Source organism: Rugamonas apoptosis (assembly GCF_014042355.1).
Taxonomy (GTDB): Bacteria; Pseudomonadota; Gammaproteobacteria; order Burkholderiales; family Burkholderiaceae_D; genus Rugamonas; species Rugamonas apoptosis.
Genome location: NZ_JACEZU010000010.1, coordinates 54,615 through 79,018, shown reverse-complemented (window position 1 = coordinate 79,018; position 24,404 = coordinate 54,615). Strand labels below are relative to the sequence as shown.

General features: G+C 64.6%; 23 protein-coding genes. 15 read left to right on the top strand and 8 right to left on the bottom strand.

Annotated features, from left to right (window positions below):
* The first annotated feature begins 2 nt into the window (after positions 1 to 2).
* Both H3H39_RS19510 and H3H39_RS19505 read left to right on the top strand, forming a co-directional pair.
* Positions 3 to 1,007, top strand: coding sequence for a DHH family phosphoesterase (locus H3H39_RS19510; RefSeq protein ID WP_182155626.1), 1,005 nt, complete (start codon positions 3 to 5; stop codon positions 1,005 to 1,007).
* Between the two features lie 43 nt (positions 1,008 to 1,050).
* Positions 1,051 to 2,172, top strand: coding sequence for a sulfotransferase family protein (locus tag H3H39_RS19505; RefSeq protein ID WP_229218140.1), 1,122 nt, complete (start codon positions 1,051 to 1,053; stop codon positions 2,170 to 2,172).
* A 69-nt stretch (positions 2,173 to 2,241) separates the two neighbouring features.
* Here the strand turns inward: H3H39_RS19505 and H3H39_RS19500 are convergent, their stop codons facing one another.
* The gene (locus H3H39_RS19500; protein ID WP_182155622.1) at positions 2,242 to 3,927 is read right to left on the bottom strand and encodes an alkaline phosphatase family protein; all 1,686 of its coding nucleotides are present in this window, start codon (positions 3,925 to 3,927) and stop codon (positions 2,242 to 2,244) included.
* A 278-nt stretch (positions 3,928 to 4,205) separates the two neighbouring features.
* On the opposite strand from H3H39_RS19500, the gene H3H39_RS19495 reads away from it, so the two are divergent.
* The 9 genes from H3H39_RS19495 to H3H39_RS19455 all read left to right on the top strand — a co-directional run bounded on the left by H3H39_RS19495 (position 4,206) and on the right by H3H39_RS19455 (position 11,073).
* Positions 4,206 to 5,183, top strand: a complete 978-nt coding sequence (locus tag H3H39_RS19495) for a phospholipase C/P1 nuclease family protein (protein ID WP_311196943.1) — start codon at positions 4,206 to 4,208, stop codon at positions 5,181 to 5,183.
* Between the two features lie 5 nt (positions 5,184 to 5,188).
* Positions 5,189 to 6,589, top strand: a complete 1,401-nt coding sequence (locus tag H3H39_RS19490) for a peptidylprolyl isomerase (protein ID WP_229218139.1) — start codon at positions 5,189 to 5,191, stop codon at positions 6,587 to 6,589.
* The gene (locus H3H39_RS19485) at positions 6,586 to 7,155 is read left to right on the top strand and encodes a hypothetical protein (RefSeq protein ID WP_182155618.1); all 570 of its coding nucleotides are present in this window, start codon (positions 6,586 to 6,588) and stop codon (positions 7,153 to 7,155) included. Before H3H39_RS19490 ends, H3H39_RS19485 begins: the two co-directional genes overlap by 4 nt.
* 217 nt (positions 7,156 to 7,372) lie before the next feature.
* Positions 7,373 to 7,615 carry a DUF6500 family protein gene (locus tag H3H39_RS19480; RefSeq protein WP_182155616.1) on the top strand — a complete coding sequence of 81 codons (243 nt, stop codon included), beginning with the start codon at positions 7,373 to 7,375 and terminating at the stop codon, positions 7,613 to 7,615.
* A 20-nt stretch (positions 7,616 to 7,635) separates the two neighbouring features.
* Positions 7,636 to 8,112, top strand: coding sequence for a DUF4188 domain-containing protein (locus H3H39_RS19475; protein ID WP_182155614.1), 477 nt, complete (start codon positions 7,636 to 7,638; stop codon positions 8,110 to 8,112).
* A gap of 104 nt (positions 8,113 to 8,216) precedes the next feature.
* Positions 8,217 to 8,528, top strand: coding sequence for a biopolymer transporter ExbD (locus tag H3H39_RS19470; RefSeq protein ID WP_182155612.1), 312 nt, complete (start codon positions 8,217 to 8,219; stop codon positions 8,526 to 8,528).
* 75 nt (positions 8,529 to 8,603) lie between these two features.
* The gene (locus H3H39_RS19465; RefSeq protein WP_182155610.1) at positions 8,604 to 9,053 is read left to right on the top strand and encodes a hypothetical protein; all 450 of its coding nucleotides are present in this window, start codon (positions 8,604 to 8,606) and stop codon (positions 9,051 to 9,053) included.
* Positions 9,050 to 9,541 (top strand): hypothetical protein, encoded by a 492-nt coding sequence (locus H3H39_RS19460; protein WP_182155608.1) that lies wholly within the window; start codon positions 9,050 to 9,052, stop codon positions 9,539 to 9,541. The genes H3H39_RS19465 and H3H39_RS19460 overlap by 4 nt, the downstream gene beginning before the upstream one ends.
* Before the next feature lie 506 nt (positions 9,542 to 10,047).
* The gene (locus tag H3H39_RS19455) at positions 10,048 to 11,073 is read left to right on the top strand and encodes a MerR family transcriptional regulator (protein WP_182155606.1); all 1,026 of its coding nucleotides are present in this window, start codon (positions 10,048 to 10,050) and stop codon (positions 11,071 to 11,073) included.
* Positions 11,074 to 11,108: 35 nt separating this feature from the next.
* Here H3H39_RS19455 and H3H39_RS19450 read toward each other — a convergent pair whose 3' ends face one another.
* Entirely contained in the window at positions 11,109 to 11,363 is a 255-nt protein-coding gene (locus H3H39_RS19450) for a hypothetical protein (RefSeq protein WP_182155604.1), read from the bottom strand.
* A 274-nt stretch (positions 11,364 to 11,637) separates the two neighbouring features.
* On the opposite strand from H3H39_RS19450, the gene H3H39_RS19445 reads away from it, so the two are divergent.
* Both H3H39_RS19445 and H3H39_RS19440 read left to right on the top strand, forming a co-directional pair.
* On the top strand, positions 11,638 to 13,203 hold the full coding sequence (locus H3H39_RS19445; RefSeq protein ID WP_182155602.1) for a S53 family peptidase: 1,566 nt from the start codon (positions 11,638 to 11,640) through the stop codon (positions 13,201 to 13,203).
* Between the two features lie 231 nt (positions 13,204 to 13,434).
* Complete coding sequence (locus H3H39_RS19440) at positions 13,435 to 14,037, top strand: hypothetical protein (RefSeq protein ID WP_182155600.1); 603 nt, start codon at positions 13,435 to 13,437, stop codon at positions 14,035 to 14,037.
* Between the two features lie 172 nt (positions 14,038 to 14,209).
* Here H3H39_RS19440 and H3H39_RS19435 read toward each other — a convergent pair whose 3' ends face one another.
* Together H3H39_RS19435 and H3H39_RS19430 are read right to left on the bottom strand one after the other, a co-directional pair.
* Positions 14,210 to 15,022, bottom strand: a complete 813-nt coding sequence (locus H3H39_RS19435) for a crotonase/enoyl-CoA hydratase family protein (RefSeq protein ID WP_182155598.1) — start codon at positions 15,020 to 15,022, stop codon at positions 14,210 to 14,212.
* A gap of 45 nt (positions 15,023 to 15,067) precedes the next feature.
* Positions 15,068 to 16,048 (bottom strand): fatty acid desaturase family protein, encoded by a 981-nt coding sequence (locus H3H39_RS19430; protein ID WP_182155596.1) that lies wholly within the window; start codon positions 16,046 to 16,048, stop codon positions 15,068 to 15,070.
* A 247-nt stretch (positions 16,049 to 16,295) separates the two neighbouring features.
* Here H3H39_RS19430 and H3H39_RS19425 point away from each other — a divergent pair, with 247 nt between their 5' ends.
* The gene (locus tag H3H39_RS19425) at positions 16,296 to 17,900 is read left to right on the top strand and encodes a DUF4139 domain-containing protein (protein ID WP_182155594.1); all 1,605 of its coding nucleotides are present in this window, start codon (positions 16,296 to 16,298) and stop codon (positions 17,898 to 17,900) included.
* A gap of 85 nt (positions 17,901 to 17,985) precedes the next feature.
* Here H3H39_RS19425 and H3H39_RS19420 read toward each other — a convergent pair whose 3' ends face one another.
* Entirely contained in the window at positions 17,986 to 18,900 is a 915-nt protein-coding gene (locus H3H39_RS19420; RefSeq protein WP_182155592.1) for a tetratricopeptide repeat protein, read from the bottom strand.
* 200 nt (positions 18,901 to 19,100) lie between these two features.
* Here H3H39_RS19420 and H3H39_RS19415 point away from each other — a divergent pair, with 200 nt between their 5' ends.
* Positions 19,101 to 21,386 (top strand): putative bifunctional diguanylate cyclase/phosphodiesterase, encoded by a 2,286-nt coding sequence (locus H3H39_RS19415; RefSeq protein ID WP_229218138.1) that lies wholly within the window; start codon positions 19,101 to 19,103, stop codon positions 21,384 to 21,386.
* Positions 21,387 to 21,484: 98 nt separating this feature from the next.
* Here H3H39_RS19415 and H3H39_RS19410 read toward each other — a convergent pair whose 3' ends face one another.
* The 3 genes from H3H39_RS19410 to H3H39_RS19400 form a co-directional block, all read right to left on the bottom strand.
* Positions 21,485 to 22,747 (bottom strand): D-amino acid dehydrogenase, encoded by a 1,263-nt coding sequence (locus tag H3H39_RS19410; protein ID WP_182155590.1) that lies wholly within the window; start codon positions 22,745 to 22,747, stop codon positions 21,485 to 21,487.
* A 78-nt stretch (positions 22,748 to 22,825) separates the two neighbouring features.
* Positions 22,826 to 23,713, bottom strand: coding sequence for a substrate-binding periplasmic protein (locus H3H39_RS19405; RefSeq protein ID WP_182155588.1), 888 nt, complete (start codon positions 23,711 to 23,713; stop codon positions 22,826 to 22,828).
* A gap of 31 nt (positions 23,714 to 23,744) precedes the next feature.
* Positions 23,745 to 24,377 (bottom strand): 4'-phosphopantetheinyl transferase family protein, encoded by a 633-nt coding sequence (locus H3H39_RS19400; protein WP_182155586.1) that lies wholly within the window; start codon positions 24,375 to 24,377, stop codon positions 23,745 to 23,747.
* Positions 24,378 to 24,404 lie beyond the last annotated feature (27 nt).

Here is a 24,404-nt window from a genome sequence, read left to right as displayed (position 1 = left end):
CCATGCACGCGACCCTCACTCCCGCCGCGCGCTATGACGTTTTCAACGGCGACGCCGATGGCATCTGCGCGCTGCACCAGTTGCGGCTGGTGCGCCCGGCCGACGACGCCGTGCTGGTGACCGGCGTCAAGCGCGACATCGCGCTGCTGCGCCAGGTGCCCGCCGGCGCCCGCCATGTGGTGGTGCTCGATATTTCGCTGGACGCCAACACGCCCGAGCTGAGGCGCGTGCTGGACGGCGGCGCCACCGTCGACTACTACGACCACCACGCGGCCGACGACGCTTTTCCCCATCCCGGCCTGCGCCTGCACTGGGACCCGACGCCCGATGTGTGCACCAGCATCCTGGTCGACCGCCGCTTGGGCGGGCGTTACCGGCGCTGGGCCGTGGTGGGCGCCTTTGGCGACAACCTGATGGGCGTGGCCAGTACCTTGGCGCGCGGCGCCGGCGTGCGCGAGCGGGACGCGGCCGCGCTGGCGCAACTGGGCCAGGTCATCAATTACAACGCCTACGGCGACTGCGTGGCCGACCTGCATGTGGCGCCGGCCGCCCTGTACCGCGCGCTGGCGCCGTATGCCGACCCGCTCCAGTTCATCGCCGACAGCGAGGAATACCGCCTGCTGTGTGCCGGCTACCATGACGACTGCGCGCGCCTGCAGGCGCTGCGGCCGCACTGGGAGCGCAACGGCGGCGCCGTCTACCTGTTGCCGGACGCGCCCTGGGCACGCCGCATCAGTGGGGTGCTGGCCAACCGGCTGGCGGTGCAGCATCCGGGCGCCTCGTTCGCCATCCTGGGCGAGCGTGCCGATGGCAGCTACATGGTCAGCGTGCGTTCGGGCATGCCGGGCGCGTACAGCGCCTGCGACCTGTGCCGCCGCTTCGAGACGGGCGGCGGGCGCATGGCGGCGGCCGGCATCAACCGCCTGCCGGGCGCGCGGCTGGACCATTTCATCGACGAATTCCGCCAGCACTTCGAGCTGGAAGGCATGGCCTGCCAGGCCGGCTAGTACCGATTTTTCCGACACACCGTCAGTCCGTATGGAGAGCGCAATGAGTCCCGAATCACAAGCAGTCCAGCCAGGCAAGCGTCCGCGTCCCGTCATGATGATCCCGCTGCGCCGTTGCGGCAGCCACGCGCTGCGTCTGCGCCTGAACATGTCGCCGCAGTTCTATTCACCGTATCCCTTGCACATCGTCGATTTCATGCCGATGCTGCCGCTGTATGGCGACCTGGCCGACGACCGGGCCTATTTCCGGCTGGTGGTCGATGTGGTGGGCTTGCAGGCGGTGAGCATGGTCAAATGGCCGCAACTGGTGTTCGATCCGGTGGAAATCTTCGAGACTTTGCGCCACCAGCCGCGCAGCGTGCACCGCGTGGTGTGGGAACTGCTGCTGCGCTCGGGCGAGGCGCAAGGCGCCAGCGTGGTGATGGATAAATCGCTCGACAGCGTGCACTACGCCGCCGAGCTGATGGCGCTGTTGCCCGACATGCTGTTCGTGAACGTGGTGCGCGACCCGCGCGCGCAGGTGGCGTCGATGAACCGCGCCATCATCCACGACTTCGACACCTTGCTTAACGCCCGCACCTGGCTGGCCGCGCACCGCGCCGCCGATGCCGTGATGCAGCGCTTCCCGCAGCGCGTGCTGACCATCCGCTACGAGGACTTCCTGTCGCAACAGCAGGCCACGCTGCAGGCGCTGTGCCGCTTCATGGAGATCGACTACCAGCCGGGCATGCTGGATGTGGCGCATTCGCAGGAAGCGCGCCAGATATCGCAGTTGTCGGCGCTGTGGTCGTCGAACTGCTACGCGCCGATACCGGCCCATGCGGACAAGTTCAAGCAGCAGTTGTCGCAGGAGGAGATCGGCGTGATCGAGACGGTGACGGGTGAATACATGCGGCGCTATGGCTACACGCCGATGACGCCGGGCGCCACCGTCATCACGCCGGCCATGGTATTGCAGGCGAAAGTCCATTCGGACGCCGCGCGCGAGCAAGCCTGGCATGACCTGGAGCACGACAACTTCCGCGATTTCGCCTTGCGCCGCTGCCGCGCCGACTACCTGGCCAAGCTGCGCGAGCGGCTGGAGCACCAGGCCGGCCGACCGGCGCTGGGCGGCGCCCGCCCGCTGGCCGCGCTCGACCCGGCCGCGTTCGAGGTGACGGATTGACAGAACCCGGGACGTAACACGGTTTTCCCCGCTGGGAATATGGTGTTACGTCCCCGATTTTTCTTGGTGTTAGCGCAGCGTTTCCGTCAACACGCGGCCTTCGGCGGCCGCTGGCGGACGCACGTGCAGCAGGTTGGCCAGGGTGGGCGCCAGGTCCACCACTTCCGCATACTGGCCATAGTAGCCGGGCTTGATCCAGCGCTTACCCATGATCATCAGCGGCACGTTGGTGTCGTAGGCGTATGGCGAGCCGTGCGAGGTGCCGGTGGTGCCGGTGCCGAAATACCAGTACGGCCTGGTGACCACCATCAGGTCGCCCGACGCTTCGCGGTTCCAGGCGCGGCGCATCAAGGTGGCGATGCGGGTGCCGGCCACGGCGCCATGTTCGAACTGGGTGCGGGTGTAGACGTCGGCCACGCCTGCCTGCTGTTCGAGGTAGCGGGCGGCTGTATTCTCCACGTCTTCGCGGCGCAAACCGCTCTTGTCGATCAGCATATAGTCCAGGTGCACATTGGGCAGCGACCAGGCGTTCACCAGCTTGGCCTGGCCGTATTTCGACTCCAGGTGCTGGTTCAGTGCGGCGATCAGCTTGTCGCCGTCCAGGCGCTGGGCGTCCAGGTGCTGGCCCTGGGCGAATTCGGGCACGTTGGCAAAGCCATGGTCGGCCGTGAGCACCACCAGCACGTTATCGAGGCCGATACGCTGGTCCAGATAGCCGAAGAAGCCGGCCAGCATGCGGTCCAGACGCTGCAGGTGGTCGTGCGACATCTTGCTTTCGGGGCCGAACGCGTGGTTCACATAGTCGTGTGCCGACAGGCTCACGGCCAGCAGATCCGGTACACCGGCCGGGTTGGCGCCCAGCTGTTCGCCTTCGATGGCGGCGCGCGCGAAGTCCAGCGTCAGCTCGTCGAGGAAGGGGCCGCTCTTCAATCGCTTGTAGTAGTTCCCATCCAGTTCGCCGCTCTCGCTGTAGTAGGCGAAGGGGAAGGTGTTGCGCACGCCCGGCTTGGACGGCGTCAGGCTGTCGGCGGCGTCGCCCGCGTAGGCCGCGTCGGCCAGCAGCGGGGTCCACGATTTGCCGTAGTAGCGGTTCTGCGGCTTGCCGGCGTCGTAGCGTTGGACCCAGGCCGGGTGGTTCCGCATGTAATAGGTGCTGCTGGCGAAGTCGCCCGTGCTTTCCATGTACATGTAGGCGGTGCCCGTTTTACCAGCCAGCAGGATCGCGCCCCGGTCCTTGCCCGACACGGCCACCACCTTGGCGCGGTTGCCGGTAGCGTAGCGCAGTTCGTCGCCCACCGTGCTTACATGCAGGCGTGCGGGGGAAGTGCCGTCGTCGGCCTTGGTGGGGGCGCCGATGTAGTGGTAGTCGTGGTCTTCCGTGCAGTAGATGGATTGCTTGGTGACGGGATCGATCCAGTTGTTGCCGATGATGCCATGCTGGTAGGGATAGGCGCCGGTCAGCACGGCGCTGTGGCCGACAGCCGTCACCGTCACGCCGTGGGCCTGGTGGGCGTTGCTGTAGTAGGCGCCCTGGTCCATGAGGCGGCGCAGGCCGCCCTGGCCAAATTGCTCGCGGTAGCGCTGCACCTGCTCGTTGGGCAGGCCATCCACCACCAGCACCACCACCAGCTTGGGTTGCGCGGACGCGGCGACAGGCGGCGCGGCGGGCGTGGCCGCGTGCGCGCCGGCGCCGGTCAGGCAGCAGGCCAGCACCAGGGTACGCAGCAGGGGCAGGGGAGTGGACCGATTTTTCATGTGTGTGTTCGTGGTTGGAAGGAGTGGAGAAGATGCCGCGACGTTGAGCGCGCGCTGCTGCAGCGTACAGGATGGAAATGACAATTCCGTGACATGGAAAGCTTCACCTTGTTTCAATCGAGCAACAATTCTAATACTGAAATCGCAATATTGTCATATTCCATTGTTAAACTGTTTTAACAAAAAACGCACACCCGTGCGATTTGTTAAATGGGGAAATAATGAAAAAGACTGGACTGATGGCCACTAGCCTGGCTCTGGCAACTATGGCAACGCTCGTGAGCGCACCCGCGCACGCATGGCAGCAAGAAACCCACCGCCGCATCGTACTGGACGCGGTGACCTTCATGAAGAACAATCCGGGCAGCACCAACTACAACAAGCTGGTGGCGGGCGTGACCCGGGCCGGCTACAGCGTCGACCAGTTCGCGCAGGCGCTGGGCCAGGGCGCCTACGATGTGGACGACTTTGCCGACACCTACATCTGCGGCGCCACCACCGGCAATTGCCAGATGGCGCCCGTGTGGGGCCTGGGCTCGGGCATCGTCAAGTACACCTCGTACTGGCACTTCCAGAACCACACTTCCGGCAAGGACGTGCATGGCAATCCGTTCGGCGGCTACAACTACGCCAAGCTGACGGTGGCCGGCGATATCGACAACATGGCCGCCAGCTGGCTGTATGGCGACTACCTCGATGACGGCGCCGGCGGCAACGGCGGCTGGTTCGGCGACGGCACCAAGTACAACAGCTATGGTCTGACGGAAGCGCACTACCGCTTTGGCGGCGTGTCCAGCAACAGCCAGTACGCCGATTTCGAAACCATGCCGTTCCAGCCGATCGACAATCTGGGCCAGTACTGGTTCCAGCAATTCCTGGCACAGCCGACGGCGCAAAGCCTGGGCTTCACGCTGCACACCACCGACCTGCTGCAGCCGCACCACACCTGGACCACCTCGGCCAACAACCACTCGTCGTGGGAGCAGTGGGTGCAGGACTACTACGACAGCGAGCACCTGAACGATCCGGCGCTGGTGGCGGCGGCGATGGCCGACTTTACGCCGGTGGCGCCAGCGGCCGTCGATATCCGTCCGTTGCTGACCCAGGGCGGCACCTACTCGTACGCCAATGGCGGCATCGTGCTGTCGTCCACCGACCAGAATGACCGCCGCCGCGTGGGCCAGCAGATGATTCCGCACTCGATCGCGATGGTGGTGCATGTTCTGAACCGCGCCGCCGAGCGTTTGGCGAACTAAGCGCCATGATGATCCGGACTACAGGCTGGCGCCGTCGTGCGCTGACGGCCACACTCACAGCCGCGTTGTCGTTCGCGCCCGTACTGGTGCCATGCAGCGCGCAGGCGGCCGTGGCCTACCGCCTCAATGACCCCGTGCTGGCCGCGCGGATAGATGGAGCGCCGCTGCTCGCGTTCAGCGTGGACGCGTTGTGGCGCACGGCGCGCCAGGGCGACGCCAAGGCCAGCCGCAGTGCAGTGCTGGAGCAGGCCGTCGTCAACCGCCTGTTGGCCGGATCGGCGCGCGCGACCTATGGCGAGGCGACGCTGTTCGCCAGCCAGCGCGTGGCGTTCGCGCATAACGTGATGGTGGACGACCAGTTGGTCGCCACCTTGCGTGGCCTGTACGGCAAGGAGCTGGAGCAGGCCATGCAGCGCCTGCCGGGCGCCAGCCTGGCCGGATTGGTGACGGCGCAACCGGCCATCACGCCGGCCATGCTGGACGTCGTGTTCGGGCGCCCCGGCCAGTTGCGACTGGAGTACACGCTCGATGCCGGGCAGCTGGCGCGCGCGCAGGACGTGATCGTGCTGCGTTACCAGCTGCCGCAAGGGCCTGCCGGCACCATCACCCTGGCCGACGTGTACCGGCGCCAGAACGTGCAGGGCAGGGTGGCGCTGTTCGGGCGCCAGTCCTCCCACCTGCAACAGCAGGCCATGCTGGCGCTGGCGGCGTTGTATGTGCAGCACTGGAGCGCGCAGCGCTTTGGCGCCGCCGCCATGGCCGACCTGCGGCGCGTGCTGGACGAGCAGGACACGGTGCAGGCCTTGCAGCAGTTGCACGGCATCGGCAACGATATCGACGCGGCCAGTCCCGTCGTCAAACAATTGTCGGCCCAGGTGAGCGCGGGCGAGATCGAGCAGTATTACCGCCATCATCGCGAGGAATTCCGCCGCATCGAGAAAGTGAAGGCGCGCCATATCCGTCTGCTGGATGAGCGCACGGCACAGACGGTGGCCGGACAGTTGAGCGGCGGCGCCGATTTTGGCGCGCTGGCACGCCGCTATTCGTCCGCGCCGGATAGCCAGACCGGCGGCGAACTGGGATGGCTGCAGCACAGCGGCGCGCCGGACTGGCTGGCGCAGCTGGCGTTCTCGCAGGCCGAGGGCCAGCCTTCGCGCCCGATCCGCAGCCCGGTGGGGCCGAACGACAAGGCGGTGTGGGAGATCGTGCTGGTCGATCAGCGCGTGGAGGGTTATCAGGACCCCGCGTCCGAAACGGTGCGCTATGTGGCCGGCAACGCGGTGGCGCGTGAGAAGGCGGCGGCCCAGCTGGCCGCGCTGCGCCAGCGCCTGCTGGGCGCGGCCCGCATCGACATCAACCGCAGCATATTGGATCAGCCGCTGCGTGTGCTGGAGTCGCGGTCATGAGGCGCGCGGTGATCGTGGCGACCGTGGTGGCCGCCGCAGTGGCGGGCTGGGTGGCCTGGCCGTCCATCGCCCGGCAGGCCGGCATGGTGGGTGGCATCGGCGCCGCCCCCGCGCGCGCGGGTGGCGCGGACGCGGGCACGGGCGGCCGGCAATGGTTCGAAGCCGTGCCGGAGCACGATGCGCAGTTGCAGCGGGTGCCATTGACGCCCGTCGACAGCAGCGGTTCCGCGTGGCTCAGCATGGCCGATGCGCGCGAACATGGCGACGCGCGCACGCCCCCTATACAGCGCGACGAAGCCCGCACGCCACCCACGGCGGCGGAACTGGCCGATCCCCAAGCCTATCAACAGTACCAGCAGGGGCAGCAATTGCGCGTGCTGGGCGCGTTCGCGGGAGCGGCGGCGGCCGAGCTGCCGCGCTTGCAGGCGGACATGGAGCGGGGCCGCGCAGCCGGCGTGCCGGCCGAACAGATCGCCAAGGTGGAGGAGAAGATACGCCGCATCGAACAGCAGCGCCGTCGCATCTTGCGTGAGCATCCGGAGCTGGCCGGCGCGGCCTCGCACTGAGCTCAGGTGGATTTTGCGCGAATAGCGGGAATGCCCATGGATATCGTCTGGGTGTGACAAAGTGTGTACTTTACAATCTGGCAAGCTGCTATCCTGCCGACGGCGGCGTTCAGCCTTGAGCTGATGTGGTTGGCATAGCAATTAACGGTATCGCGGCCACTTTCGGGCGTTCGGTGAGTACATCCAGCTTGGAGTAATGCGTGTAGGTGTTGAGGAAATGAGAGATGCATTAAGGAAGAAGGTGATTGCGGTTTGCGACGAGAAAATAGCCAAAAAGGGGCCAGGTGTCGGACTGTCTTTTTACGCCTTTTTCGCTAACAAAAATGACAATCCTGAGTTGCTGATGGAAGCCGCGGAATGGTGGATACGCGAGCATGAACTGGACCATTTTGAAAAAGCGACGAAGATCAAAGAAATGGTTCAGCAGGCGGACCGTAACCGGGCAGCAGCGGACCATTAAACTCGTTTGTAAGGAGCAGCATGATTCACCGTGAACGACTCACCGCAACAATCGACGGCGACTTTGTCGTTTTCCTCATCGGCATGCGTCTTAATCAGCCATGGAAGGTGCACAAGTGGTGGCCAGTTGCCGCCGCGATGCCCGGGATGATTAGCGAGCTGCGGCGCCAGCCCGAATTGGGCTTGCTGCATGCGGAGATGTGGTTTTCAAGGACGCTCATCATGGTTCAGTACTGGCGCTCAATGGACCAATTGATGGCCTATGCCACCAGCAAGGAGGCGGCTCATCTGCCGGCGTGGAAAGCGTTCAATCAGTCCGTCGGTACTGATGGAACAGTCGGCATCTGGCACGAAACCTTCGCCGTAGCTGCCGGGGCCTACGAGAGTGTATATGTCAACATGCCTGCCTTTGGGCTGGGCCGTGCCGGCAGTCTGGAAGCGGCGACTGGGCGCAAGCAATCAGCGGCGAACCGGCTCGGGCGTAGCCCACAAGCCTGAGTAGCGCAGCAAGAAGCGTCCTCTATAAGGGGCGACTTCTGCAGTGTCATGACAAACCGTGAAATTTTTATACAAGCAAGATGCGATTTTGACTATCTTTGGCCGTGTTCGCCAAGACCCGCCGTTCGCTGATAAAACTACTAAAATTTGGAGCAACGATTTTGAGTGAGATAATCGTTTTGCGAATTTCCGATGATGACAGTGTGCTTTTGGATGGGGTGACACTGCGATCAACAAATGAGGTTGCGGAAGCTCTGGTAAAAATTAGAGACCAAGAACCAGATGCAACTATTTCCATTGAAAAAGATGATTCCACTCATTACGAGGCTATTGGCAAAGCTATTTATGGAGCGCAGCGAGCGGGTTTTTTCGCTGAGCGACTGCGTATTCTTATCGCTGGAAAACCTTTGCCATGACTGGCGCGGCTAACGACATTAGCTGACGTTGGGTTGCCCGGAAAAGGCGGCATAATTAAACAAGAATAGACGAATATGACTACCTTTCTAACTCGGAAGCCTATCGCTTCATTAACGCGGGCAGACCTCGAAGCATTTCCGATTTGGGAGTTTGCCACGGACGAGGAAGGTCATCCTGGCCGTGACGAGACGTGGGTTCGACCGTCAAAGGCGAGTTTGATACCTTTGGATTCATATTCACTTTCTATACGTGCGCAATTTCTGACGCCAACAGGAAACCTGCTCCACGGTTTTATCAGCGTAAATACGGTTGGAGAGTTTGAGACTGTGCACGGCGCTATTTTTACAAATAGCGATTATGTTTTCATACCTTGGCCAGGCTATGGCGGCGCGAAGCAAAGCGCTGCGGAGGCGGCTGCGCAACTATCTCTCGCGATACAGGACCTTTTCCCTCTGCACTTTAGGCTTGCCCTGCCGCTGGAGGGGGAATCAACTCCGCGCAACGGCATTTATGCGTTTCAATGACTAGCTTAAATCCATCCAAGGTGACAATGGGGGATCTTCCAGATAGGGAAAATGCTATCTGGACAGGCTTGGCTGAGAGCGGCCAGAAGCCGCCCTATAACTTTCCTAATAATTCTGACTGTTCGAAAGCAATGAATATACCCAAGACAGTGATAATAGGCGTGTTCAGTGCTGTGGTAAATCCTCTCGTCGCCTTTATCGTACACACTGCCTTTGAGGATTTTTCTGGTTCAGTTCAGTGGCTCGTTGTCGTCATGATTGGACTGTCAACAGGGATGTTGGAAGGGATCTTTATCGGACGACCGTGGCATAGAACTATCGGCATTGGTACTTTTATCGGCACACTGATATTATGGTCGCCGGTAGTGATGGCCACATACGGATTTGCTTTACTGGCGCTTCCCTTGTTGGCCGCCTTTGCAGTGCTTGTTTGGTTCGGTGCGAAGCTTGGAAATAATCTGCGGGCGAAAGTGTCTGCTGTGCGATAGCAGTCTTGTCGTGTCACGGCGAGGAGCAGACCATTTCAAAAAATAGTCAGATGGTTGTCACGGATATAGAGATACCAAGTATGAAATTGAAGTTATTTAGCCTCGGCGCGCTTATGCTGTGCACATCGGTTGTTTTCCAATGCCGCCACAAGCGGTGACGTAGACATCACCGCTGCCGCTAACAGATTTGTGGTTTGCGTTTCATTGCAACACTCCTCCTGCCTAAGCAGTAAATAGTGTTGCGTCGACCGGTTGAATCAGCAGGCGACGGCTGACGCGCCATATACCACCTATACCACCTACACCAATTAAGCATGCGTCGGTCCGGCCATTCCCAACGCACAATCAACCTTGATGCCGTGATATCTCACTGTGCGCTCCAGCTCCGCGCGGCTCGGCCATAACGCCAGTAGTGACAAAACGGAGATTTATTGGAATTTCCCTCTTGACCCTCACCCAACGTCAGGCTCCAACCTAGCTGCACGCACGAAGAAAGGAGCATCCCGATGCTGTTGAAAATTGGTGAACTTGCCAAGCACACAGGCTTGACGGTGCGCGCGCTACACCACTATGACGCCATTGGCCTGCTCACGCCTTCTGCGCGCTCCGATGCCGGCTACCGGCTCTACAACCGAACCGATATCGCCCGGCTGCATCACATCCAGGCCTTGCGCAAGTTCGGCATGTCGCTAGCCGAAATCGGGGCTTACCTGGCCAGACCTGACCTGCCCCTCGCCACCGTCGTTGCCCAGCAAATTGCCATGCTGACGCGGCAAATCGACCAGGCGAACACCTTGCGCGCGCGCCTGTCCGATTTGCATCAGCAATTGACACAGGGGCAGGAGCCTGAGCTGGCCGATTGGCTAACTACTTTGGAGCTCATGACGATGTACGATAAATATTTCTCGAAAGACGAACTCAAGCAATTGCCCCTCTATAACGCCACCGCCGCTGTGAATGCGGAATGGGCCGCATTGGTGGAGTCGGTGCGCGCGCTGATGGACTCTGGTGCCGGGCCGGACCATCCGCAGGCACAGGCACTCGCAAACCAGTGGATGACGATGGTGGTGCGCGATACCGCCGCCAACCCTGTGCTGTTCGCCAAACTGAACACAATGCACGAGCAGGAACCGGTAATGCAGAACAAGACCGGCATCACGCCCGCGCTGATGCAGTTCGTCATTGCGGCCTCCGGCCAGCATAAGCTGTCCATCTACCGCAAGTATCTGTCGGACGAGGAGTTCACTTTTCTACGCGCCAACATTGGCAAGCGCGCCTCGGAATGGCCATCGCTGATCGCCCAAGTGCAGAGCGCGATGGACAAGGGCTGCGCACCGAACGCCCCGGAAGTGCAGGTACTGGCGCGTCACTGGTTCGAGCTGTTCCGCTCCTTCGCTGGCGACAATCCGTCAACCCAGCAGAAAATCCGCGACGCGCTCACCAATGAACCGGGACTGACCAATGCCGGCTTTGTCACTGCGGCGATGCGCGATTTTATGCGCGCGGCGATGGCTTCGTTACGGCCGCACTAAGTCCCGCGCTGCGAGGGCGCGCGACCGCGGCGCGCTCAGTTGACGCACAAGGTGTGCAGGAAATTCAGGTGCTGGCTGACGGCGCCCCGTTCGGCGCGCCGCAGCGGGTCGCTGTCTTGGGCGAACTCGTCGCGAATGGCCAGGCACTCGGACAGCGCCGCTTCCAGCGCACGCAGCATGCCGGGCAGGCCCGCTTCGTCATACCACACGGGCAGCAATTGCATCAGGGCTTGCACGGCTGCTTGTTCAGACTGCATCAGCACATGGTCGGTGGTCAATGTGGCGCTCACTTTCTTGGTTCGGCGCGATCGCGACGATCGCCGGCGGCCCGCGCCAGGCGGCGTGGTGACTGCCAAACCAGTATAGACCATTTCACGGCTAAAGTTTCCATAAACAAACATATGTTGTGTTTGTGATCATTTTGTGTTGCGCTTTTGACGCAAGTCCGCGCCGCCCGCCCGGCGTACTTCTGCGCTGTATCAATGGCCGCTTCGGCGCGGCCGGTATCGTCAATGGAGGCGCCGCCCGCGGCGGCGTGACGAGACCCTGCACAGGAGAAATTCGATGGTTACCACCGCACATACCCATGTCATTCCGGGCAGCACGCAGACGGCGCTGGCAGGCGCCGTGGCACTGGGGCCGGTTGATCCCGAGCAGATCATCGAAATCACCGTGCGCCTGCGGGCGGCGCCGGATCGCCAGACGCCCGACCTCCAGGCGCTGGCCGCCGACCAGGCGCCCACCAGCCGGCGCTACCTGAGTCGCGAAGCCTACAGCCAGCGGCACGGCGCCAGCCATAGTGACGTAGTGACCGTGGAAACGTTCGCACGCCAGCACGGCATGGCCGTGATCCAAAGCGATGCCGGGCAGCGCCGCGTGGTGTTGTCGGGCAAGGCCGCGGCCATGGAGCATGCGTTCGGCGTCCAATTGCAAGACTACGAATTCCCGGACGGCACCTACCGGGGCCGCGAAGGCGAATTGCATGTGCCGCCCGAGCTGGCCGGGGTGGTGGAGGGCGTGTTCGGGCTGGACGACCGTCCCGTGGCCACGCCCAAGCTGCAGCGCATGGTGCCGGACGGTATGGCGCAGGCCGCCGCCGTCGGCACCGCGTTCACGCCGCCCCAGCTGGCCAGGCTGTATAACTTCCCGCCGGGGCTGGATGGCACGGGCCAATGCATCGGCATCATCGAGCTGGGCGGCGGCAGCCGGCCGCGCGATTTGAAGACGTATTTCCAGGAGCTGGGCTTGCCGCTGCCGGTGGTCAAGGTCATTTCCGTCGACCACGCCAAGAACCGTCCCACCACGGCCGACGGCGCCGATGGCGAAGTGATGCTCGACATCGAAGTGGCGGGCGCCATCGCGCCCAAAGCCGTGATCGCCGTCTATTTCGCGCCCAACTCGGAGCGGGGCTTTTTGGACGCCATCACGGCGGCCGTGCACGACAAGGTGAACCGGCCGTCCGTGCTGTCGATCAGCTGGGGCGCGCCGGAGTCGCGCTGGACCGGGCAAGCCATGACGGCCTTTGAACAAGCGTTCGCGGAAGCGGCTGCCATGGGCGTGACGGTGTTGTGCGCGGCCGGCGACAACGGCTCCGCGGACGGCGAGACGGATGGCCGCCAGCATGTGGACTTTCCCGCCTCGGCGCCCCACGCGCTGGCCTGCGGCGGCACCCGCCTGGACGTGACGCCCGACGGCGCGACCACGGAAACCGTGTGGAACGAAGGTCCTAACAGCGCCACCGGCGGCGGCTTCAGCGCGTTCTTCCCCCGTCCCGATTACCAGACCGTGCTGGGCGAGGAGGTGACCATGCGCGGCGTGCCGGACGTGGCTGGTGACGCCGACCCGGCCACCGGTTACCGGGTGCGGGTGGATGGGCGCGAGCTGGTGTTTGGCGGCACCAGCGCCGTATCGCCACTGTGGGCCGGCTTGCTGGCGCTGGTCAACCAGCAACTGGGGCACCCGGTGGGCTTCATCAACCCGCTGTTGTATGGATCGCTGCGCAGTCAGGGCGTCACCCGCGACATTACGGTGGGCAACAATGGTGACCAGCAAGCGGCCAGCGGCTGGGATGCCTGCACGGGCTGGGGTTGCCCGGATGGGCAGAAACTGCTGCAAGCCTTGAGCAGCTAGCAGCTGGCAGCTAGTAGTTCGATAGTTAAGGCGGTTGCTAGTTAGTTTCCGTGCGGCAAATAAGTGTGGCGTTCATGCAAGCAACTTCGTGCTACTTGTCTGGATTTTGGGAAATATGAGGTAAAACGCTGTTACAATGTGTGTGAGTTAGTGTTCTTATTGGTCACTAGCTGGCGCGGGCGCGATCAGCGTGCCGCGCAGCGCGTTTTGCCTCTTTTTCCGGAGCCGACTATGCAGATGAACGGACCGTCCTTCGCGGCCACCGTAACCGCGACTGGCACATACCCCGAGCGTACCCCTACCACGGATCAGATTGCGTCCCGCCATACGGCGGCGGCGCACGCCCATCCGGCCATTCCGGCCCAGGACGGGGCGAATGTCGTGCCGGTGCAATATGCGGCCGCCTCGCAGACGGGCACCGATGTGGCGCGCAAAACTGCCGATGATGCCGCACGCCAGGCCCGGGAGCAATTCGACGCGGCCCTGCAACGCCTGGCCAGCCGGCCTGAAACCCAGATTCTGCAAGCGCGCCTGGCGGGCCAGGTGCGTCCGGTGGCGGACCCGCAGTCCACGCCGGCCGCCAATGACAGCGAGGCGGCCAAGCCGGCCAAGCCGGCGCCCGCGCCAGTGCTGGCAGAAACCGGCGACGACATGGCGGCCGATACCAATCACGACGGCAAGATCAGCGACGATGAGCGCATGCGCTATGTCGCGCCCCTCACTTATCGCAGCAGCGATCGGCAGGCGGCGCTCACTGACAGTCCGTCCGCCTTCTCGCTGGCCGAAGTTAATCGCGCCTACGGCCAGGTGGCGGCCCAAGCCATCGCGGCCTGACGGCGCGTCCGTCCCGATAGCAACGCCGAGGCCGCCAACGCGCGGCCCATGCGCAACCGTGGCCGCCAACGCGCGACCCGCCCGACCGTGGCCACCATCGCGCCACCCAGATCGCACCGTGGCCGCCTTGCGCGGCCACTTTCACATTCAGCGCCGGCGTTGCAATGCTGGCTTAGTCCTTGAAGCTCGCTTCGCGCTTGGCCATGCCAGCCATCATCGCTTCCTGCAAATCATTGGACATCAGCATGGCCGCGTTCCAGGTGGCCACGTAATTGAGGCCGTCGGCCACGCTGTGGTCGCGCGCGTAGCTGATCATCTCCTTGCAGCCGCGCACCGACAGCGGCGACTTGCTGGCGATCACGGCGGCGATCTCGCGCACGCCCGCGTGCAGCGCTTCCTTCGATTCGAACACGCGGTTGACGAGGCGGATCTCGCGCGCCTCGGCTGCGTCCACCTTGCGCGCCGTGTAGGCCAGTTCGCGCGTGATGCCTTCGCCGATCAGGCGCGGCAGGCGCTGCAGCGTGCCCACGTCGGCCGTCATGCCGATGTCGATCTCCTTGATGGTGAAATAGGCGTCGGCCGAGCAGTAGCGCATGTCGGCGCAGGTGATCAGGTCGATACCGCCGCCTACGCAGGCGCCATGGATGGCCGCCAGCACGGGCTTGCGGCAGCGTTCCAGGCTGGTCAGGGTGTCCTGCAGGTCGAGGATGACCTGGCGCAGCGCTTCGCGGGTGCGGCCATCACAATCGTTACGGATCTGGCCGCCCAGGCCCATCATCATTTGCAGGTCGATACCGGCCGTAAACAGCTTGCCGTCCGCTTCCAGGATGGCCACGCGCGCCTCGGGCGTGGCGTCCACCCACTGGAATGCCTTGCGCAGTTCGTGCCACATGGCCAGGTTCATGGCGTTGGCCTTGTCGGCGCGGTTCAGCCTGACGACGGCGATGTGGTCTTCCAGGTGTACGGTCAAGGTTTCATAGGTCATAGCGGTCCTTTCGTGCCATGTTGATGGCGGGGAGGTTGGAGAAATTCAGGCAGCGGCCTTGCACATCAGGGCCAGCACGTCCAGGTAGCCGGGCGGTTCGGCGCACAGGCCGCGGGCGCGCAACAATCGGTGCGTCGCTTGCAGGCGGAAGTAGGGCACGGCCGGCATCAAGTGATGTTCGATGTGGAAGTTCACCCGCAGCGGCGCCACCGTGGCGCGGGCCAGCAGGCCGGCGCGCGTGGTGCGGGTGTTGCGCAGCATGTCCGTGCTCTGCTCGGTGCAGCCATGTTCGGCCATGGAGCGGATGCGCATGTACAGGCTGTAGGTGGTGAAGTAGGCGGCCAGCCAGGCCAGGTAGAGCCAGGCGTGGCCGCTGGCGGCCAGCACGCCCAGCAGCAGGGCCTGGAACAGCCAGTATTTCCAGCTGTTGCGGACCAGATCGCCCAAGCGCTTGCGCCACGTGCGGCCCGCCTGCGGCAGGCGTTCCACGTCGCTGGCCACGGTCCAGCGCAGCACGCCCGCGTTCATCAGCAGCAGGCCCAATTCGCGCTTGAGGCCGGAGATGCCGGCCATGTCGCGCAGCAGCTTGCGCGCCAGCGAGGCGGGCGTGGTGGGGAAGGGCGCGGCCAGGCTGCGGTCGGTGTCCTCGGGCGTGCCGGTCTTGACATGGTGCTGCAGGTGGTGGCGCCGGTAGCGCCGCAAGTCCACGCCGATGGCGCTGCCGCAGGCGTAGTCGCCCACCAGTTCGTTCAGGCGGCGGCTCTTGAACAGCGTGCTGTGGGAGGCATCGTGCATCAGGATCGCCAGGCTCAGCTGGCGTCCGCCCAGCACCAGGATCACCAGCAGCCAGGTGAGCGGATGGGGCCAGCGCGCCAGCGCCACGAAGCACAGCGCGATCACGCCCCAGGTGAACAACACGGCGCGCCAGCCCATCAGGTCGGAACGGGCCGTGAGGGCGGCGATTTCGTCAGCGCTGAAGATGTCGCTGCGTTTGCGCTTGGGCGGCGCGTTGCCGGGGTTGGTCATGGTTGGGGTCTCCGTTTTTTTATGGTTGTGGCTTGCCGTAGTCCGTCCAGTTCCGCATGGGGCGGGCACCTCGCTGCGCAGTGCTTGAACGAGCATGGCCTGATCCCCGGCTCCAAAAGACCATGGTGGGCCATTTCCAAAATTAGGTCAAGCGACCGATTTTATTATTTCGTGCCATCAAAGGCAAAATTGACATTTCACCAAAAGGCCAGCAGTATTGCCCAACCATTTATCCAGCCTCCCCGACATGACACCGACCCGTATCGCCGCTTTGCTATCCCTCTGTTTCAACGTCGCCGCACCGGCTTGGGCCGACGTGGACGCGCCCATCACCACCGTGACCTTGTACCCTGGCAGCGCCATGGTGGAGCGCAGCGGCCAGGTGCAGCCCGGCACGACGCACCTCGACGTCAGCGGCCTGCCGGCCGGTTTCGATTTGCGCACGCTGCGGGTGCAAGCTTCGGCTGGTATCCAGGTGGGCCAGATCGTCACGCGCGACGTGGGCAAAGAGGAGGCGGCCAACGTCCGCCAGGCTGAGCTGGAAGCGCGCATCCAGACGCTGCAGGACAGCAAGGACGTGCTCAACGTGGACGCCAAGTCGGCCGCGCTGGTGCAGAACTACCTGGAACACTTGAACGGCGCCGGGCCGGCCGACCGCGCGCCGGTGGCCGCCGACGGCAAGGCCATGGGCGCCATGCTCGATACCATCCGCCGCGGCGCGCATGACGCCTTCAGCCAGATCCAGCGCACCCAGGTGCAGGTGCGCGAGATTGACCGCAAGATCGCCGTGCTGCAGGGGGAGCTGGATAAGGTACGGGGCGGCGGGCGCGAACAACGCAGCATCAGCGTGCAACTGGCCGTGCGCCAGGCGGGTACGGTACGGCTGTCCTACCAGGTCAACGGCGCGGGCTGGAAACCGGCCTACCGCGCCAGCCTGGACGCGGCCGCCTCGCGGGTGGAGCTGGAACGGCTGGCCAGCGTGTCGCAAAAGACGGGCGAGGATTGGAATGGCGTTACGCTGAAACTGTCGACGGGCCAGCCACGCCGCTCGCCGGACGCGCCGGACCCGCAACCGCGCCTGCTGTCCTATTACAAGCCGGCGGCCCTGAACAAGATGGCCGAGGCGTCAGGCTATGCGCCGATGGCCGCGCCCGCCCCGGCGCCGATCGCCATGATGACCAGAAGTGCGGCGGCATCGGACTACTACATCGCGCCCGTGATCGAGGAGCAGGGCATGTTCGACACGGAATTCAGCGTGCCCAATCGCGTCACCTTGCCGGCTGATGGACGCGAAGTGACGGTGGCGCTATCGAGCCAGCCGGTGGCGGTTACCCAGCGCATCCGCGTGGTGCCGCGCCAGGACAAGGCCGCCGTGGTGACGGCCGAAGCGGCGCGCCCGGCCGGCGTGTGGCTCGCGGGGAATGTGCAGTTGTTCCGCGATGGCGGCTATGTCGGCGCCACGCACTGGAACCCGCAGGCGTCGGAGCGGCTGGTGCTGCCGTTCGGGCGCGACGAGTTGATCCGGGTGGCGGTGGACCGGGCCAGCCAGCAGTCCGGCACGGGCGGGCTGTTATCCCAGCACGGCGAACGCGAGGTGACGGACGTGTACACCATCACCAGCGCCCACACCGCACCGGTGCGATTGCTGGTGCTGGAAGCGTCGCCCGTCAGCACCTCCGACGAAATCAAGGTGCGTACCACGTTCGCGCCGCAGCCCACCGTGACGGGATGGGAGCAGCGCCAGGGTGTGGTTGGTTGGGACCAGCAACTGGCGCCGCATGAAACGCTGAAGATCAGCGCCGGCTACGCCATCAGCTATCCGAAGGAAGGCACCGTCATCGGCCTGCCATAAACAATTCGGGACGTAACACATTACGCGAGCGCAGCGTGTTACGTCCCGATTTTATGCGCGGCCGCCGGTTGGGGCGGGGAGGGGATTACCAGTCGTCGCTGCCGCCACCACCGCCGCCGCCGCTGTTGTCGTCCCACGAACCGCTGTCGCTGACGCCGAAGTCGTTACCGCCCATGTCGTTACCGGCCTGGTTGCGCTGGGCCGGGTCATCGTAGACGATGTCGTTGCGGGTGTCGCCGTGGCCGCGTTCGCGGTTGGCGTTGTCACCCTCGGTGAAGTGGCGCATCAGCGCTTCGCCCGCCACCACGCCGGCGCCAACCGCCGCACCTGTGGCCAGGCCGCCCATGATGCGCGAACCCATGCCGGGACCTTGTGGCTGGCCCATATTGGCGCCTTGCTGGCCCCAGCCCTGCGGCTGGCCGTAGCCGGGGTTGTACCCCTGCGGCGCGCCGGGCGCATAAGGCGCCATGCCGGCCGGGCCTTGTGCCTGGGCCTGGCGGCGCGACATGAAGCGGCTGGCCAGTACGATGAAGCCCACCAGGCCGGCGCCCAGGATCAGCAGCATGCCCCAAGGCAGGCCGCTATCGGCGGGGCGGGGCGCTGGTTGCTGCTGGCCATAGTTGGGGCGCGCCGCAGCGGCCGTGGCGGCCGCGCCGCGCTGGGCGGGAGTGGGCTGGGACAGCACCAGGCGCAGTTTTTCCACCGTGCCTGGTTTGGCGAACGGCAGGCCGGGGGCCAGTTGTTCGGCCTTGCTCAGTTCAGCCTGGGCCTGGCTCATCTTGCCTTGCTTGGCCAGCAGTTCCGCTTCCACGAAGTGGGCTTTGCCGCTGTTGGGGTGATCGCGCAGCACCTGGTCCATCATGGCCTGCGCTTCCGTGTATTTACCCGCCTCGGCGGCAAGATACACTTCGTGCATGGTGGGATCGGCCGCGAACACGGGGGCGCTCAGCGCCAGCGCGGACGCGATCAGGGTGGTGCGGACGAATTTAAGTGCAGTCATGGTTAAAACCTCCGTGAGAGATGGGCACCAGATAGGGGTGGCGGCGGATTTTACAAGAGACGGCGTGCAAGTGTGATTTTTTCCTCATGTTAATATTTGTTTATGGCAATATTTTGGCCGTTTTGATCTAGATCAAGTTATTTTTTGATTAGAGTCAATACACTGTTCATCTTCCCCAGTCTACCCTCATCGCTGTCATCATGACCACACCACCGCTGCCACCGGACTTGTCGCCGCTGGCGGATGCCTCGCCCGGCCATGGCGCGCTGCAGCGCCGCAACAGTATGGCCGATAACCCATGCGACCCCGATTTCGGGCCGTATGCGCACAATTGCGACTTGTTGCAGGCCGGCGGCGCCTTGCCCGGTGGCGCTCCCCACGACCAACCGGATGGCCGGCCCGGCTTCGCCTGGGCCGTGCTGGACGCGCTCGATGAGCGCGTGGCCGTGCTCGATAGCAGTGGCATGGTGGTGGCCATCAACGCGGCCTGGCGCCGCCACGTGGCGGCGGACGGCGCTGCCGGCGCCGCCTGCGCCGCCGTGGGCAGCGATTTCCTGGTCCAGTTCCTCGCGGAGCTGGACGGCGGCGCCGGCGCTGGCGCGCAGGGCGTCCATGACGGCGTCCGCGATGTGTTGGCGGGCCGGCGCGACAGCTATAGCCTGGCGTACCGCTGCGACCTGCCGCGGCCGGACAGTTGGTTCCGTCTGCACGCCGTGCCTGTGGGGCAGGGCTGGCCTGGCGCCATCGTCACCGTGGCCGACATCACGGACGCGCGCCGCAACGAGGAAGCGCTGCGCATCGCCACCATCGCGTTTGAAACCACGGAAGGCATGCTGGTGACGAACGCCGATGGCGTGATCCTGCGCGTCAACCAGGCCTTCACGGCCATCACCGGCTACGCGCAGGACGAGGTGACGGGCAAGACTCCCGCCGTGCTCAGCTCGGGCCGCCATGGCCCCGAGTTCTACAAGACCATGTGGCAAAGCTTGCGTGTGCGCGGCCGCTGGGATGGCGAGATATGGAACCGCCGCAAGAACGGCGAAGTGTATCCGGAGCGGCTGACCGTGACGGCCGTGCGCGACGCCGACCAACTGGCCACCCATTATGTGGCCTCGCTGAGCGACATCACGCTCAGCAAGGCCGCCACCGACGAGATCAAGAACCTCGCCTTCTACGATCCGCTCACGCGCCTGCCCAACCGGCGCCTGCTGCTGGAGCGCCTCAAGCAAGCCTTGCATGTGCTGTCGCGCAGCCACAGCATCAACGCGCTGATGTTCATCGACCTCGATAACTTCAAGACCCTCAACGACACGCTGGGCCACAACGTGGGCGACATGCTGCTGCAGCAGGTGGCCGAACGGCTGCAGGCGTGCCTGCGCGAGGGCGACACGGTGGCGCGCCTGGGCGGCGACGAATTCGTGGTGCTGATCGAGGGACTGGACATCGACCCGATGGGCGCGGCCACCAAGGCCGAGATGGTGGCGCACAAGATCCTGGCCAGCCTGAATCTGCCGTACCAGCTGGCTCATCACAACTGCCGCAGCACGCCCAGCATCGGCATCACCCTGTTCGCGGACCAGCGGCAAATGCCGGATGAAGTGCTGGTGCAGGCCGACATCGCCATGTACCAGGCCAAGAAGGCGGGCCGCAACGCGATGCGCTTTTTCGACCAGCAGATGCAGGATAACATCACGGCGCGCGCCCAGCTGGAGGAGCAGATGTGCCTGGCGCTGGAGCAGGACCAGTTCCGCCTGTACTACCAGGTGCAGGTGGACCGGCAGGGCCGCGCGCTGGGCGCCGAGGCGCTGATCCGGTGGGAGCAGGCCGATGGCGGTTTCGTGTCGCCGGCCCAGTTCATTCCGCTGGCCGAGGAAACGGGCCTGATCCTGCCGATCGGCGACTGGGTGCTGGAGCAGGCTTGCGCCCAGTTGCACGCGTGGCGGCGCGATCCCGCCATGTGCGAGCTGGTCTTAGCCATTAACGTGAGCGCGCGCCAGTTCCGCCAGCATCAATTTGTCGAGCATGTGCGGCATGCGCTGCAACGCTACCATCTGCCGCCGGGTGTGCTCAAGCTGGAACTGACGGAGAGCATCCTGGTCGACAATATCGAGGAAACCATCGCCACCATGAAGGAATTGAAGGCGCTGGGCATCAAGTTCTCGCTCGACGATTTCGGCACCGGCTACTCGTCGCTGCAATACCTGAAGCGGCTGCCGCTGGACCAGCTCAAGATCGACCAATCGTTCGTGCGCGACCTGGCCACCGATGGCAGCGACCAGGCCATCGTCAGCACCATCACGGGGATGGCGACCAGCCTGAACCTGGACGTGATCGCGGAAGGGGTGGAGACGCAGGTGCAGCGCCAGCGGCTGGAAGCGGCCGGCTGCCTGCACTACCAGGGCTATCTGTTCGGCCGGCCCTTGCCGCTGGCCGAATTCGAGCAACTGGTGCGGCGTTGCGGGTCGGCGGCGGACCCGTCCACCTGAGAATTCCGGAAATTCAATACGTAAGACAATTCGGGACGTAACACAATTTTTTGAGCGAATTGTGTTACGTCCCGCATGACGTCCCGCACCGTCTGTTTTCAGGCCGCCTGTGGTTGTGGTGCGGGGGCGCGGGTCGTGGCCGGTCGCAGTGCCTGTTGCGCCACCTCGGCCACCATGTCGGCCGTGGCGGCCGACAGCGTCCAGCCCAGGTGGCCGTGGCCCGTGTTGTAGAACACGCAGGGCGACTTGCCCCGGCCCACGCGCGGCATCAGGTCCGGCATCATGGGGCGCAGGCCGGCCCACGGCGTCACGTCGCGCGTGCTCACGCCGGGGAAGCATTGCTGTACCCATTCCACCAGCGGCCGGATGCGGTCGGCGCGGATATCGCGGTTAAAGCCATTGAATTCGGCCGTGCCGGCCACCCGCAGGCGGTCTTCGCCGAAGCGGCTGGAGACCAGCTTGGTGGCGTCGTCGAGCAGGCTGACGGTGGGCGCGGCGGCCCGGCTGGCCGCGTCGTCCAGCTGCACCGTGATCGAATAGCCTTTGACGGGATACACGTTGACCCGGTCGCCCAGCATGGCCGCCAGCGCGCGGCTGGCCGTGCCGGCGCAGATCACCACGCCATCGTAGCTGCTGGTGTGGCCTTCGCCATCCTGCTGCACGGTGACGATGGCGGTGGCGCCGTCAGCCGCCACGGCGCGCACATCCTGCTGGTAACGGAATTCCACCCCCAGCCGCGCGGCCGCTTGCGCCAGTCCGGTGGTGAACAGGTGGATATCGCCGGTGCTGTCGCTCTCGGTGAAGTAACCGCCGTAGTAGTCGCCGGCCAGCGTCGGTTCGATGGCGCGCATTTCCTCCGGCGTGACGGCGCGCCGTTCCAGCCCGCCCCGAGCCAGCAGGCGCGAGACGCCGGCCGCGTGTTCGAAACCGGCACGGTCGCGGTAGATGTGCAGGATGCCTTCGCGCCGGTGGTCGAAGGCGATGCCTTCCTCCTCGGCCCAGGAGAACAGGTGGCGCCGGGCGGCGATGGCCAGTTGCGCGATGGCGACGGTGTTGCTCTCATAGCGGGGCATGGCGGCCACGAACTGGCCGAACCACGACAGTTTGTGCCAGCTCGGTTTGGGATTGAGGAGCAGCGGCGCGTCGTCGCGCAGCATCCATTTCAGGGCTTTGGCGATGGTGCCCCAGTGGTTCCACACCTCGGCGTGGCAGGCCGACAGCTGGCCGCCGTTGGCGTACGAGGTTTCCATGGCCGCGTAGCGATGGCGTTCGAACACGGTGACCTGGAAGCCGCGCCTGGCCAGCGCGTAGGCCGTGGTGACGCCGGTGATGCCGCCGCCGATAACTGCGATAGTCGTCATGATGTGGGAGGTTGGCGCACACTGCGCGCGCATACTGTACCCGAACGCGGGCCGTGGCTCAATGGCTTTTTGGCCGGGCTAGCCCGGCTCGCGCAGAAAACGCTCGACCGTGTTGCGGATTTCCCCATCATGTTTCATGTCGCGGATGATGGCGTTGAACTGGCGGATGAAGTCCTGCTTGTACGGGAAGCGGCCATCGTCGCGCATGGTGTAGCCCAGATGGCCCTGTTCGGCGCTCAGGGCCGTCGTTTCCTCCACGTCCAGCGCGCCCGCCTCGATCAGTTTTTCGTGGCGTAGCTTGCCCAGTTCCCACACGATGGACAGACGGTCGTTCAGGTAGCAGTCGATGCGGCCTTTGAGCAGCTTGAGCAGGTTCAGGCGGCTATTTCGGGCTGGCAGTGCGCTCAGCCGGCCGGCCCGCGCGGCGTCGTCGAAGGCCTTGCCGCCGCTGAGGAAGCCGGCGTTGAAGCCGATGCGCAGGCCGTAGTAATCGGCCGGCCAGTTCTTCAGCGTGCGCTGGGCGATGGCGGGCCGGTTGCAGTACACCACCAGTTGTTCGGCCATGATGGGCTCCGAGTACGCCATGTAGGGCCGCTCGGCCTCGCGCAGGTAGGGTGGGTAGAGCGCGAAGCTTTCCCCCGTCTTCAGCTTGACCAGGCCCCGCTTCCACGGCACCGGTTGCAGTTCGACCTGGTAGCCGGGCATTTTCTTGAGCGCGGCGCGGATGATGGTGGTGTAGATGCCCTTCATTTCGCCGTTTTCCAGGTAGGAGTAGGGCGGGTAATCGTCGTCGCCGTAGATAGTGACGGCGATCGGGGGGGCGCCGGCGCCCGGCGTGAGTGGTGCCGCCGCGACAGTGTGCGGGCCGCTGGCCGCCAGCGCGCACGCGCAAGTGCACGCACGCCCCCATGCGCGCAAGGCGCGGCGTTTGGCTGCCCGGGACGGCGAAGCGGCTGGAGCGTTCATCGCGCTATTAGGCGACTTCCACGCAGCGTTGTCAATCGGACACTGAGCCGTTTTCCGGCATGGCCAGCGATCCTGCCAACCCTGCAGGCACGGCCAGTGGTATGTCGCGGCAAGCCAGCGTTTGCGCGTTCACCCATTCCGTCAGTTGCTGTCCCCGGCATTTCAGGCTTGCTTCGCGCGCTGTCCACGCCTGCGCCAGTGCGCGGGCGCGCGCGGCGGGCGGGCAGGCGGCCAGCGCCTGTGCCACTTGCGGGCCCAGATAGTCGCGCGCCAGCACGGCCCAGTCATCTATGTCCTGGGGCGCCATCACGTCGATGCCGACCGGGTCATTGAGGCTGATGGCCACCAGCGACCATCCTGTTTCGTGGCTGATCGAACAGTAGAGTGTGGCCGCGTGGCCGAGGTCCGCGTGCTCAGTGTCGGCCGCCCTGGCGTCCAGCACGATGGACTGCGGTTGACCAGGCGTGGCGGGCAGGCTGATGCGGCTGGCATCGACGGCCAGCAGACCCGCCAGCACTTGCCGCAGTGCTTGCCGGGCCAGTTGGCGCGCTTCGGGGCGCGTACAGCCGTTGGTGGCGATAGCGATCACGCAACACCCGTCGGTAAGCACGGGCAGGGGGCCGGGCCAGGGATGCACGGGAAAGCTGTCACTTCGGGCCTGCATGGTGCCTCCTCCGCTAGTGTTCCGCCA

Excerpts from the sequence above, each read along its gene's own strand:
- H3H39_RS19410 (WP_182155590.1), bottom strand. The coding sequence starts at position 22,747 with ATGACGACTATCGCAGTTATCGGCGGCGGCATCACCGGCGTCACCACG.
- H3H39_RS19475 (WP_182155614.1), top strand. The coding sequence starts at position 7,636 with ATGATTCACCGTGAACGACTCACCGCAACAATCGACGGCGACTTTGTC.
- H3H39_RS19455 (WP_182155606.1), top strand. The coding sequence starts at position 10,048 with ATGCTGTTGAAAATTGGTGAACTTGCCAAGCACACAGGCTTGACGGTG.
- H3H39_RS19505 (WP_229218140.1), top strand. The coding sequence starts at position 1,051 with ATGAGTCCCGAATCACAAGCAGTCCAGCCAGGCAAGCGTCCGCGTCCC.
- H3H39_RS19430 (WP_182155596.1), bottom strand. The coding sequence starts at position 16,048 with ATGACCAACCCCGGCAACGCGCCGCCCAAGCGCAAACGCAGCGACATC.
- H3H39_RS19425 (WP_182155594.1), top strand. The coding sequence starts at position 16,296 with ATGACACCGACCCGTATCGCCGCTTTGCTATCCCTCTGTTTCAACGTC.
- H3H39_RS19420 (WP_182155592.1), bottom strand. The coding sequence starts at position 18,900 with ATGACTGCACTTAAATTCGTCCGCACCACCCTGATCGCGTCCGCGCTG.
- H3H39_RS19500 (WP_182155622.1), bottom strand. The coding sequence starts at position 3,927 with ATGAAAAATCGGTCCACTCCCCTGCCCCTGCTGCGTACCCTGGTGCTG.
- H3H39_RS19400 (WP_182155586.1), bottom strand. The coding sequence starts at position 24,377 with ATGCAGGCCCGAAGTGACAGCTTTCCCGTGCATCCCTGGCCCGGCCCC.
- H3H39_RS19460 (WP_182155608.1), top strand. The coding sequence starts at position 9,050 with ATGACTAGCTTAAATCCATCCAAGGTGACAATGGGGGATCTTCCAGAT.
- H3H39_RS19435 (WP_182155598.1), bottom strand. The coding sequence starts at position 15,022 with ATGACCTATGAAACCTTGACCGTACACCTGGAAGACCACATCGCCGTC.
- H3H39_RS19465 (WP_182155610.1), top strand. The coding sequence starts at position 8,604 with ATGACTACCTTTCTAACTCGGAAGCCTATCGCTTCATTAACGCGGGCA.
- H3H39_RS19445 (WP_182155602.1), top strand. The coding sequence starts at position 11,638 with ATGGTTACCACCGCACATACCCATGTCATTCCGGGCAGCACGCAGACG.
- H3H39_RS19480 (WP_182155616.1), top strand. The coding sequence starts at position 7,373 with ATGAGAGATGCATTAAGGAAGAAGGTGATTGCGGTTTGCGACGAGAAA.
- H3H39_RS19440 (WP_182155600.1), top strand. The coding sequence starts at position 13,435 with ATGCAGATGAACGGACCGTCCTTCGCGGCCACCGTAACCGCGACTGGC.
- H3H39_RS19490 (WP_229218139.1), top strand. The coding sequence starts at position 5,189 with ATGATGATCCGGACTACAGGCTGGCGCCGTCGTGCGCTGACGGCCACA.
- H3H39_RS19405 (WP_182155588.1), bottom strand. The coding sequence starts at position 23,713 with ATGAACGCTCCAGCCGCTTCGCCGTCCCGGGCAGCCAAACGCCGCGCC.
- H3H39_RS19415 (WP_229218138.1), top strand. The coding sequence starts at position 19,101 with ATGACCACACCACCGCTGCCACCGGACTTGTCGCCGCTGGCGGATGCC.
- H3H39_RS19485 (WP_182155618.1), top strand. The coding sequence starts at position 6,586 with ATGAGGCGCGCGGTGATCGTGGCGACCGTGGTGGCCGCCGCAGTGGCG.
- H3H39_RS19510 (WP_182155626.1), top strand. The coding sequence starts at position 3 with ATGCACGCGACCCTCACTCCCGCCGCGCGCTATGACGTTTTCAACGGC.